Genomic DNA, 11,554 nt, shown 5'->3' with positions numbered 1-11,554 from the left:
ATTTACCGAGTGGCGAGAGATTGTAGAACGGTGACTCGATTCTTCTATTCGCCTTTAGTCGCAATAAAATGCGTAACGAGGTGTTTTTCTAACAAAAAATTTTAAATATCAGACATTTGAATCCGCTCTAGCGAGGGACTAGCCGTTGTCACGATTGGCTACGCCGCTGAACGTTCACAGTGTTAAAGTAAGGTGATTCGGCCGCGTGACGATCAGTCCTTATTCTGAACACCCGCTTCGCTCGTCAACTTTCTCAACCTTCATCAAGGAAACAACGTCCATGCTGCATTACCTGCAGGGTTTACCATATTTTATTGCCTACCTGGTCGCGGCGATCATTTTGTTGGTCGCGTTCATGTACTGCTATAGCCGCATCACGCCGCACCACGAATGGCAGCTGATTCGCGAGGGCAACGCGGCTGCCGCGACCGCCTACGGCGGCTCTATCCTGGGCTTTACCATCCCGCTGTATAGCGCCATGGCCAACTCCATCAGTTTTGTCGACTTCATTTTATGGGGCGTGGTCGCGTTTATCGTCCAGTTGGCGACGTTCTTCGGCGTGAAGCTGTTTTTACGCAAGCAGGGCGAAAGCCTGTCGCAACATATTACCGAAGGCCACCAGGCTTACGGCATTTTAATGGCAAGCATCGCCGTGGCCGTTGGCTTGCTCAACGCCGCCTCGATGACGTGGTAAAGGGAAGCCGCTGACATGTCCAGATACGATCAAACACCGCATTTGCCGAGACGCAAACGCAGCGCACGCCTGTCACTCGCGATGATGGGTGCCAGCGCCTTTGGCCTGACCGCCTGCGGGCAACCCCCCGAGGAAGAACACATTACCGAGATCGAGTTTGATGAACCCCGCAGTTTCCAAAGCGTTGAGGACTGCGTCGCCGCGGATGTTTATACGCGTAATGCCTGCGAGGCTGCCTACGACGCCTCGCTGGAGGACGTGCCGCGCTTTAACACTCTGGAAGACTGTGAGGCCGAACACGGCGAAGGCGCGTGTACCGCGCCTACCGAAGAGCAGTCACAGGCGGCGACCGGTAGCGGCGGCGGCAACTGGTTTATGCCTGCCATGATGGGCTATATGGTCGGCAGCATGATGTCCAACACCAGCCGCGGGCGCTCGTTCGAGCGGGTTTATCAAGAGCCGGTGTACCGCAATCGCCAGAACCAGGGCAACTGGAACACCGCATCAAGCCAGGCAACGCAGCGCGTCTCGCAGCGCAACGAGTCCATGCGCAACTCAGTGCGCGCCTCTTCTCAGCGTAGTGGCTTTGGCTCGCGCTCATCCGCACGGGGTGGCTGGGGCTCCTAACCGCCAGCAAAGGTCAGCATGCTTCGAATCGACATTCCCGAGCGGCAAAACTGGAAAGCCCTGGCCCACGAGCTGGGCTTTCATTTTCATACCATCGAGGGCGAGCCTTACTGGAAGGAAAACGCCTACTACCAGTTCACCATGGAGCAGGTAGAGCGCGACATAGAGGCGCCCACCGAGGCGATCCATGAGATGTGCATGGAGCTGGTCGATAAGGTCTGCCATTCCAATGCCTTGATGCAGCGTTTAGCGCTGCCAGAGCACATGTGGGACAGCATCCATAACTCGTGGAAAGCCGGTCAGCCGCACCTCTACGGGCGTATGGATTTTGCCTACTCGGGCGATGGCCCTGCCAAGCTGCTGGAGCTCAACTACGACACCCCGACCTCGCTTTACGAAGCGGGCTTCTTCCAGTGGGTGTGGCTTGAGCAAGCCATGGCGCAGGGCATCCTGCCGCGTCACGCCGACCAGTACAACTCGATACAGGAGCGGCTGATCAATGCCATGGCACACCTGGGCGATCGTCTCGAGGACCGCACGCTGTATTTCTCGTGCGTCAAGGATAACGCCGAAGAGCGCGCCACGGTGCACTACCTGCAGGATATCGCGGTGCAGGCAGGCCTCAACGCCCCTTTTATCCACACCGAGGATATTGGCCGACATCCCGCCGTTGATTATTTTGTCGACCTCGACGACCAGCCCATCCATGCGCTGTTCAAGCTGTATCCCTGGGAAGAAATGGCCGACGACGCCTTTGGTGAATGGATTCCCCAGCTAAACACTCACTGGTTTGAACCTCCCTGGAAGGCGGTATTATCCAACAAAGGCATCTTGCCGCTGCTCTGGGAACACTTCGAAGGGCACCCCAACCTGTTACCGGCATTTTTCGAGAAAGCCGATAGCCCGCCGCTACCCGCCGGCTGGGTGCGCAAGCCGTTTTTCTCGCGGGAAGGCAGCAACGTCGAACTGATTACCCCAACGGGCCAGCGCGAAGCGGTCGATGGCCCCTATACCGACAGCCCCTGGATTCGGCAGGCTTATCACCCTATGCCGCGCTTTGGTGATCATCACGCGCTAATCGGCAGTTGGGTCGTCGGCGACCGCGCCTGCGGCATGGGCATCCGCGAGGACGTCGGGCACATCACCAAGGATTCTTCCTGCTTTGTGCCCCACGCCATTGTCTAAGGGTTGCTCATCTTCAGCCCATCAGCCATAAACAGCTGATGGAATCCCCCCGGGCGATATCGCGGTGAGGCGGGATCACCGCCAGCGCATTGGCCTGAATACACGAGGACAGAACCGACGAGTTCTGATCATCAAACGCCCTGGCGTAGGCACCCTCGGCGTCAAAGGTCAGGGTCACGCGCATGTAGTGCTGCCGCGGGCCGGTGGACGTCGAAAACTCAGTCCGTGCGGTAACGCAGGGCAGCGCGGCCAGGCCGGGGCAGTTTAATAGCGCGCCCATCAAGGGGCGTAAAAACAGCCAGGCGCCGACAAATCCGGAAACGGGATTACCGGGTAACCCGACAAAGTGCGCCTGCCCGCCTTGGCGCCGCGGTAGATGGCCCAGCGCCAGTGGTTTGCCCGGCCGAATGGCGAGCTTCCACATCGTGAGCTCACCCAGTGCCTCGAGCGAGGCTTTCACGTGATCCTCTTCGCCGACACTCACCCCGCCGGTGCTGACGACCACGTCGGCATCTTCCGCCGCCCGGGCGAGCAGTTCCCGGGTGCGTTCAGCATCGTCGGGCACGCTGATCTGGCTCACCACCTCAGCGCCAAAGGTGGCAAGCAAGCGCGTGAGCATGGGGCGGTTGGAGTTATACAGCTGCCCCGGCTTGAGCGGCGTCCCGGGGTCAATCACTTCATCCCCGGTAGACAGCAGCGCTACCCGCGGCCGACGGCGGACGGCCACCTCCGTGACCCCCTGCCCGGCCAGGTGACCGAGGGCGGCGGCTTCCAGACGCTCACCGGCGCTCAGCAGTACATCCCCCTGGCGCACATCGCGACCCTTTAGACGCACATTATCGCCGACGGGAATATCCGCTGGAATGATGGCAGCATCGCCATCCACCTCGACGCGCTCCTGCATGACCACGCAGTCGGCCCCCGGGGGAATTTCACCGCCGGTGAAAATGCGCGCGCAGCTGCCTGGCGCCAGCGGCATGGCAGGCGTGCCCGCCGCAATCCGCTGACTGACCGGCAGCCGCTGCCCGGCATCCACCGCCCGCAACGCGTAGCCATCCATAGCGCTGTTGGTATACGGCGGCACATCAAGCTGAGCGGTAACGTCTTCAGCCAGCACCCGCCCGGCCGCGTCGGGAAGCGCCACTCGCTCCGCCGTCATAGGCGTGATATCCGCCAGCAGCGCGGCCAGAGCATCATCGATTGAGTGCAGCTCAGCCATGTTGGCCTCGCTCGGGGATGACCCGATCAGAATGTGGGTACTGGATATTTTGAAGTTGTGGCATGATCGTCCCTAAGAACAAATGAATCGTCACTACAGAGCCCAAGAATTAGCCTGTCAGTATCGGTAGAATGCCACGACCAAAAGCGAGACGCAGCCCACTGCGGTACCTAGCAAATGCCTCGAAAGACACTTTAATACATCGGAAACCCCATGTTCGAGCAAACCTTCAGAAACATTGATGATGTCCTTTGGAAAGCGGCAGACTGCGACATCGCATTGGGGGAGATTGTGGCGTGAATGCCCAGCGCGATATAGACCTGATCAACGAACTGCTGGCTCAAGGTGCTGAAATCGACTGGCTGGAATTCAAGAAAGATAACTTTGAACCTGAGATGATCGGCGTTCGCTGCTCAGCCTTGGCCAATGCCGCCCGCCTGGTCGGGAAAGATATCGCCTATATGCTGTGGGGCATTGATGACGCCTCGCACAATGTCATCGGCTCAAGCTTCAATCCGGATACACATAAAGCACATGGGCAAGAGCTGGCTTTCTGGTTAGCTCGCCAACTGCAGCCCAGCATTGCTTTTCAGTTTCGACGTGTCGAACACCCGGATGGCAAGGTGGTGATTCTGGAAATTCCGGCTGCAACGTCTGCACCCGTTACTTTCAAGAACATTCCCTACATTCGCATTGGTAGTGCGACGCCCAAACTGACAGATTATCCAGAGCGCTATCAGCAACTGATCGAAAGACTACGCCCCTACACCTGGGAACATGCCGTTGCCAGGCAGTACGCCAGCGGGGATGAAGTGCTGGACCTGCTTGATTACAGCAGTTATTTCAAACTCACCAAGCAGCCTCTCCCGGATAATCGCACAGGAATTTTTGAAAAGCTGGCAGCTGAACGTTTAATACAGAAAGACGTTGGCGAGCACTGGAATATCACCAATCTTGGGGCCATCCTTTTTGCCTTTGATCTCAGTCAGTTCGATAGCTCTTTATCACGAAAAGCTGTCAGATTTATTGCTTATGCCGGTAAAAGCCGAGCGGCTCAAGTAAGCCATCGGATTGAAGGTAAAAAAGGCTATGCGGTAGGTTTTGAAGGGCTTATTGAGTTTATTAATGGCATCCTGCCGAAAAATGAACATATTGACGTCGCTTTGCGCTCCGAAGAACCCTTATTTCCGACCATTGCCGTTCGTGAAGTGATTGCCAACGCACTGATTCATCAGGACATGACCATCACCGGGGCCGGCCCACAGGTTGAAGTGTTTCAGGACCGCATGGAGATCACAAATCCAGGTAAACCACTGGTTCCTGCTGACCGAATGATAGACCTACCACCCCGTTCCCGAAACGAAGCACTGGCGTCACTGATGCGCCGTATGGGAATGTGTGAAGAGCAAGGCAGCGGCTTGGATAAGGTAATTGCCTCGGTAGAGCTCTTCCAGCTACCACCGCCTCTTTTCCGCGAAGAGGGCAACGCCATGCAGGTAATGCTTTACGGGCCGCGAAATTTTGCACAAATGACGCCGGAAGAACGGCTAAGAGCATGCTATCACCATGCAGTGCTGAAGTTCCTGACAGGGGAGCGTATGAAGAACGCAACGCTTTGTGAGCGTTTTGGGATTGAAAGCAGGAATGCGTCTCAGGCGTCGGGCGTCATCAGGAGAGCAAAAGAGACAGGACTGATTCGCGAGGCAGATCCTGAGCACCCCAGAGCCGGTTATGTGCCTTGGTGGGCCTGATTTCTTGATCGGGTTTTGATTCCTCGATCAGTCACGGCTTTTAATCGAAAAAAAATTATTTAAAAACAATGCCTTAAAGCCATCTTAATTGTTGATTTTATTGATTCACTTTTGATCGGACTGCCTGAAAAAGGCGAAATCGTGCAATAAAGCGTTTGTAGCCGCGATCACAAAAAGCATTTCATCGCCCGCTAGCAGACAATGAAATGCTGAAACGATTCAAATGACGCTTAACCACTGCACAAAAGCACTGGTTCAGCCATGCTGGCCTCGCTCGGGGATCACCAGGTTGGCGAAGTTGCACGGCTTGTGGCGGCTGTCGAGCTGTTCGGCCAGAATGCCGTCCCAGCCGGTGCGACAGGCGCCGGTCGAGCCCGGCAGGCAGAAGATCACCGTGGCATTGGCCAGCCCGCCCAAACAGCGGCTTTGAATGGTGGAACTGCCAATCTCGTCGCCGCTGAGCTGGCGGAAGCGTTCGCCAAAGCCTTCGATATGCTTATCCAACAGCACGCTGACGGCCTCGGGGGTGGAGTCGCGACCGGTAAAGCCAGTGCCACCGGTGGTAATGACCACCTGCACGTTACGATCGGCAATCCACTGGGCGACGACGGCACGGATAGTGTACACATCGTCGGGTACGATACGTTTTTCCACCAGATGATGACCGGCTTCAGAGAGGCGTTCGACCAGGGCCTGGCCACTGCGATCGGTCTCATCGGTGCGCGTATCGGAAATCGTCAGTACCGCGATACGCAGCGGAATCATCGGCTCCATGGGCTACTCCTTGGCGCGCTTTTGCGCTTGCCGGGCCTCAAGCGCCGCCAGTTGTTCCGGCGTTGCCTTGCCCTGGTAGAGGTCTTTCCACTCATCGTAAGGCATGCCGTAGACGTACTCGCGGGCCTCTTCATAGCTCAGGCTTTCGCCCCGCGCCTCCGCCGCGCTGACCAGCCACTTGGAAAGGCAGTTACGGCAGAAGTCGGCCAGAATCATCAGGTCGATATTCTGCACGTCTTTATTGTCATCCAGGTGCTGTAACAGGCGGCGAAACGCAGCGGCTTCAAGCTCGGTACGGGTGGTATCGTCAAACTTGTCCATCTCTGTGACCTCTATGGTGTGAAATTAAGCTCAGCATAACAAAAGACACCGCCCGTAGGCGGTGTCTTTTGCAACATTCCAGCGCGCCTTACGAGGAGCGAGGAGCGGGTGATTCACCTGCGTCTTTTGAGGCTTTCCGGTCAGCCAGCTCCTGCTCGGAGACCGCCTGATCCTTGACCTCTTCGTACCACAGATTGTGGTGCTCCTTGGCCCAGGTTTCATCGACGTAGCCAGTGGTCATGCCTTCCAGCGAGCCTTCAGTACCCAGGGTACCGATGTAGATATGACCGACCGACACGGCCGTCAGCCCCAGGGCGCCCACCGCGTGGACGAGGTTCGCCCACTGCATGGTGTCGCGTCCCTGACCGAAGTTGGGGAAGTCGAGGACAAAGCCGCTGGCAACCACCAGAAGCCCCACCGACGCAAGCAGCCAGTACCAGGCTTTTTCACCGCCGTTGGCAAAGCCGGCGTCCACGTGCCCTTTGCCGACGAGGCCACCGCCCTTCTTGAACCATTCAAGATCGTGCTTTTTGGGCATGTTGTCCTTGATCAGGCTGACCAACAACACGATCAACAGCACACCGAAGATCGGACCAAGGTAGTTATGCAACACCTTGGAGGAAGAGACCATCCATCCCCAGAAGGCATCGCCAAACAGGCCACGGAAGACGAACTTGCCAAACAACAGATTGAGACCGGTGAGGGCCAGCACGATAAACAGCGACGCCACCGACCAGTGCAAGGCACGCATGAATAACGGCCAGCGGAAAAGCTTGCGCCCCGTTCGCGGTTCTTCAAGATGCTTGCGACCAATGATCAGGTAGAACAGCGTAATGATCCCGATCATGCCGCCAATCACGATCAACCCGAAGGGCGACACCCAGCGGTTACGCCATTGACGCCAGGTTTCGCCGCTTGAGTTGATCAGGTTGTAGTTACTGTCAGCTCGCGAATCACGGTAGTTGGGACCGGTCTCGCCGCTACGGACTTGTCGCCACTGGTCCGCATCGATGCCGGGCGCCGCCGTGCTCATTTCACGATTGGGGTCTGCTTCCTGGGCATGAGCTACCTGCGCCACGCCCAGACTGAGCACCAGGGCGAAGGCCAACAGCAGCCAGCGCCAGACTCCTTGCCATTGAGACAGGTGCGGCACCCCACCGGGTGCCTGAGCAGTCAACTGGTTCATGGAAAGCCTCCTTACCCTTTACGGGCAGCATCATAGGCTAGGTTGTCGGCACTGGCCTGGGGGTTGTTGGACCAGGCACCGTCTTCGTGGCCACGATGCACCACGCGCTGACGGAAAATATCCGCCACGTCCTGGGCGTCGCCTGCCAGAAGCGCCTTGGTGGAGCACATTTCCGCACACAGCGGCAGCTTGCCTTCGGCGATGCGGTTGGAGCCGTACTTCTCGTACTCCTCTTCCTTGGTTTCGGCAGGGCCACCCGCGCAGAAGGTACATTTGTCCATCTTGCCGCGCTCGCCGAAAGCGTCCTGCTGCGGGAACTGCGGCGCGCCGAACGGGCAGGCGTAGAGGCAGTAGCCACAGCCGATACACAGGTCTTTATCGTGCAGCACGATACCGTCGTCGGTCTTGTAGAAACAGTCGGTCGGACACACCGCCATGCAGGGGGCATCGTCACAGTGCATGCAGGCGACCGAAATGGACATTTCATCGGCTTCGCCGTCATTCAGCGTCACGACACGCCGACGCTGAATGCCCCATTCGACATCATTGGCATTTTTACAGGCGGTCACGCAGCCGTTGCATTCGATGCAGCGCTCGGCGTCACACATAAATTTCATTTGAGCCATGGTGTTCTCCTTATACGGTGCGGGATGTCGCCGGCACCGTGGATGCTGTCAGGTCTGGGCGAGCCTCAGGCACGCTCGATGCGGCAGATGGTGCACTTGGTCTCTTGCATCAGTGTCACCGGGTCGTAGCCATAAGTGGTCGCGGTATTGGCCGCTTCGCCAATGACGTAGGGGGCAGTACCTTCGGGGTAAATGCCTTCCAGGCTTTCGCCCTGGAACATGCCGCCAAAGTGGAACGGCATGAAGGCGACCTTGCGGTCCACACGGGGTGTGACCATCGCCTTGACTTTCACGCGGCCGCCTTCGGCCCCTTCGACCCACACGTCATCGCCGTCGCTGATGCCGATATCATTGGCATCGGCTGGGTTGATCTCCACGAACATCTCTTGCTGAAGCTCGGCCAGCCACGACATGGAGCGCGTTTCTTCACCGCCGCCTTCGTATTCGACCAGGCGCCCGGAGGTGAGGATGATCGGATAGTCATCCACCGAGGGGGCACCGTCCTGTACGCTCTTGTACATGGTCGGCAGGCGCATGATGGAGTCAAAGTCGTCCCAGGTCGGGTATTTATCGACCAGGTCACGGCGCGTCGAGTAAAGCGGCTCACGGTGCTTCGGCACTGCGTCCGGGAAGGTCCAGACCACGGCCCGCGCCTTGGCGTTACCGTAAGGAGCGCAGCCATGCTCGATGGCGACACGCTGAATACCGCCGGAGAGATCGGTCTTCCAGTTCTTGCCTTCCGCCGCTTGTTTCTCGGCGTCGGTTAGGTCGTTCCACCAGCCAAGGTCTTTCAGCAGCTGGTCGGTGAACTCGGGATAGCCGTCGTCGATATCGCCGTTAACAGGCGCTGAGCCTTCGGCCAGAAGATTGACGCCATCGCGCTCGATACCAAAGCGGGCACGGAAGCCCATACCGCCTTCCATCACCGGCACGCTGGGATCGTAGAGGTTTGGCGAGCCCGGGTGCTTGAACTCGGCGGTTCCCCAGCAGGGCCAGGGCAGACCGTAGTAGTCGCCGTCCGCCGGGCCGCCTTCGGCACGCAGATGCTCGAAGCTGAAGGTGTGCCAGTTTTGCTGGTGTTCCTTGAGGCGCTCTGGGCTCTGACCGGTGTAGCCGACGGTCCACATGCCAGCGTTAATTTCGCGGAGAATATCCTCGATCAGCGGCTCATCACCGTTCATTTCGTAGTTGGCGACCAGCTCGTCGCCAAAGCCGAGTTTTTTGGCGAACAGGTACATGATCTCGTGGTCGGGCTTGGACTCGAACAGCGGGTCGATGACCTTGTCGCGCCACTGCAGAGAACGGTTGGTCGCCGTCACGCTGCCGGTGGTTTCGAACTGGGTCGCGGCCGGCAGCAGGTAGACGCCGTCCGTACGGTCATGCATGACAGCCGCCACGGTCGGGTACGGGTCGACGATGACCATCATTTCGAGCTTTTTCATCGCCTGCTGCATTTCGACGCCGCGGGTCTGGGAGTTGACCGCGTGGCCCCAATAGAACATGGCTTTGAGCGCCGTACGCTGGGAGATGTTCTCGTCTTCTTCCAGTACCCCGTCAACCCAGCGTGATACGGTAATACCGGCACTGTTCATGGGCTTGCCGTCGGCATACTCGGTGTCATCAAAGCGACCTTTCAGCCACTCATAGTCAACGTTCCAGACGTTGGCCCAGTGCTGCCAGGCTCCTTCCGCCAGGCCGTAGTAGCCGGGCAGCGAATCGGAACCCAGCCCCAGGTCGGTAGCGCCCTGGACGTTGTCGTGACCGCGCAGGATGTTGGCACCGCCCCCGGCCACGCCGATGTTGCCCAGCGCCAGCTCGAGAATGCAGTAAGCGCGGGTGTTGTTGTTACCCGTGGTGTGCTGGGTACCGCCCATGCACCAGACAACACACCCCGGACGGTTCTCGGACAGGGTCTTGGCAACGTCGAACATGTCCTGTTCGCTGACGCCGGTGATGTCTTCGACGACGTTCGGCGGGAAGTTGGCAACTTCCGCGCGCACATCGTCCATGCCGTAAACGCGCTGGTTGATGTACTCGCTGTCTTCCCAGCCGTTTTCAAAGATGTGCCACAGCAGGCCCCAGACGTAGGCCACGTCCGAACCCGGGCGCAGCCGCACGTATTTATTGGCCTTGGCGGCCGTACGCGTGAAGCGCGGGTCGGCCACAATGATCTGGCAGTTGTTACGCTCCTTGGCAATCAGGAAGTGCTGCATCGCCACCGGGTGCGCTTCGGAGGGGTTCGACCCAATGAACAGAATCGCTTTACTGTTATGGGTATCGTTGAGCGAGTTGGTCATCGCCCCATAGCCCCAGGTATTGGCTACCCCGGCCACGGTGGTGGAGTGACAGATACGCGCCTGGTGGTCGGTGTTGTTGGTGCCCCACATCGACGCCAGCTTGCGCATCAGGTAGGCCTGCTCGTTGTTGAACTTGGCCGACCCCAGCCAGTAAACGCTATCCGGGCCGTGCTCTTCACGCAGCTCAAGCAGCTTGTCGCCAATCTCGTTGACGGCATCTTCCCAGCTCATGCGCTCCCATTCGCCGCCCACCAGCTTCATGGGGTACTTCAAACGGCGACTGGAATGGCCGTGCTGGCGTAGCGAAGCGCCTTTGGCACAGTGAGCACCGCGGTTGATGGGGTGGTCAAAGGCCGGTTCCTGTTTGGTCCAGATCCCCTCCTGCACTTCGGCATACACGCCACAGCCCACCGAACAGTGCGAGCAGATCGTGCGCTTGGTTTCCACGGGGGAGTCGAGCACCGGCGTTTTGTCCGCCGATTCCGCACGGCGCATCATGGGCGCGCCCATAAAGCCCAGCGCGGCAACACCGCCTGTCGCCGCACCACTGCGCTGAATAAACTGGCGGCGCGAAATCCCCAGGCCGGGTGCTTTGGGAGTGTCTGTTTTGCGAGTTAAACGCATGGCAATTCTCCTGGCATTCCGCCGTCAGTCACGCAGGGACGCGTAAAAAGCACGGACGTGATCGGTCTCACGATAATTGGTTGTTGGTTTTTCAACGTCGCTGGGAGCGCTTTCGGCTTGCGCCAGGGTGACGTGTCCGACCGCGGCGGCCGCGCCTGCAGCGGCTGTTCCCAGACCGACGGTTTTCATGAACCGGCGGCGCTCAGGATTATGTGACTGTTGCATGGTGCTCTCCTCTCTTGCCATGGCC

General features: G+C 58.5%; 11 protein-coding genes. 4 read left to right on the top strand and 7 right to left on the bottom strand.

The genetic code is table 11. The annotated features are described in order from the left end of the window. Positions 1–280: 280 nt before the first annotated feature. The 3 genes from ADS46_RS01000 to ADS46_RS00990 are packed head-to-tail and all read left to right on the top strand — an operon-like array spanning position 281 to position 2,506. The gene (locus tag ADS46_RS01000) at positions 281–694 is read left to right on the top strand and encodes a DUF350 domain-containing protein (RefSeq protein WP_066315035.1); all 414 of its coding nucleotides are present in this window, start codon (positions 281–283) and stop codon (positions 692–694) included. A 15-nt stretch (positions 695–709) separates the two neighbouring features. Then, entirely contained in the window at positions 710–1,321 is a 612-nt protein-coding gene (locus ADS46_RS00995) for a DUF1190 domain-containing protein (protein ID WP_066315033.1), read from the top strand. An 18-nt stretch (positions 1,322–1,339) separates the two neighbouring features. Further along, a complete protein-coding gene (locus tag ADS46_RS00990) occupies positions 1,340–2,506 on the top strand; it encodes a glutathionylspermidine synthase family protein (RefSeq protein WP_066315032.1) in 1,167 nt (388 codons plus the stop codon). Between the two features lie 13 nt (positions 2,507–2,519). Here ADS46_RS00990 and glp read toward each other — a convergent pair whose 3' ends face one another. Next, positions 2,520–3,725 carry a gephyrin-like molybdotransferase Glp gene (gene glp / locus ADS46_RS00985; protein ID WP_066315031.1) on the bottom strand — a complete coding sequence of 402 codons (1,206 nt, stop codon included), beginning with the start codon at positions 3,723–3,725 and terminating at the stop codon, positions 2,520–2,522. Positions 3,726–4,021: 296 nt separating this feature from the next. Here glp and ADS46_RS00980 point away from each other — a divergent pair, with 296 nt between their 5' ends. Continuing rightward, positions 4,022–5,476, top strand: coding sequence for an ATP-binding protein (locus ADS46_RS00980; protein WP_066315030.1), 1,455 nt, complete (start codon positions 4,022–4,024; stop codon positions 5,474–5,476). A 255-nt stretch (positions 5,477–5,731) separates the two neighbouring features. On the opposite strand, the gene moaB is transcribed toward ADS46_RS00980, so the two are convergent. The 6 genes from moaB to ADS46_RS00950 form a co-directional block, all read right to left on the bottom strand. Beyond that, complete coding sequence (gene moaB / locus ADS46_RS00975) at positions 5,732–6,250, bottom strand: molybdenum cofactor biosynthesis protein B (protein ID WP_066315026.1); 519 nt, start codon at positions 6,248–6,250, stop codon at positions 5,732–5,734. A 3-nt stretch (positions 6,251–6,253) separates the two neighbouring features. Beyond that, on the bottom strand, positions 6,254–6,571 hold the full coding sequence (locus tag ADS46_RS00970) for a DUF1244 domain-containing protein (RefSeq protein ID WP_066315018.1): 318 nt from the start codon (positions 6,569–6,571) through the stop codon (positions 6,254–6,256). Positions 6,572–6,659: 88 nt separating this feature from the next. Next, the gene (locus ADS46_RS00965) at positions 6,660–7,757 is read right to left on the bottom strand and encodes a formate dehydrogenase subunit gamma (protein ID WP_066315016.1); all 1,098 of its coding nucleotides are present in this window, start codon (positions 7,755–7,757) and stop codon (positions 6,660–6,662) included. A gap of 11 nt (positions 7,758–7,768) precedes the next feature. Further along, positions 7,769–8,383 carry a formate dehydrogenase FDH3 subunit beta gene (gene fdh3B, locus ADS46_RS00960; RefSeq protein WP_066315014.1) on the bottom strand — a complete coding sequence of 205 codons (615 nt, stop codon included), beginning with the start codon at positions 8,381–8,383 and terminating at the stop codon, positions 7,769–7,771. Positions 8,384–8,448: 65 nt separating this feature from the next. Next, positions 8,449–11,304 carry a formate dehydrogenase subunit alpha gene (locus ADS46_RS00955; protein ID WP_066315012.1) on the bottom strand — a complete coding sequence of 952 codons (2,856 nt, stop codon included), beginning with the start codon at positions 11,302–11,304 and terminating at the stop codon, positions 8,449–8,451. Positions 11,305–11,328: 24 nt separating this feature from the next. Then, on the bottom strand, positions 11,329–11,529 hold the full coding sequence (locus ADS46_RS00950) for a twin-arginine translocation signal domain-containing protein (protein ID WP_082925923.1): 201 nt from the start codon (positions 11,527–11,529) through the stop codon (positions 11,329–11,331). Positions 11,530–11,554 lie beyond the last annotated feature (25 nt).

The organism is Halomonas sp. G11 (assembly GCF_001663515.1).
Lineage (GTDB): Bacteria > Pseudomonadota > Gammaproteobacteria > Pseudomonadales > Halomonadaceae > Vreelandella.
This window is presented reverse-complemented; position numbering and strand designations above follow the sequence as displayed.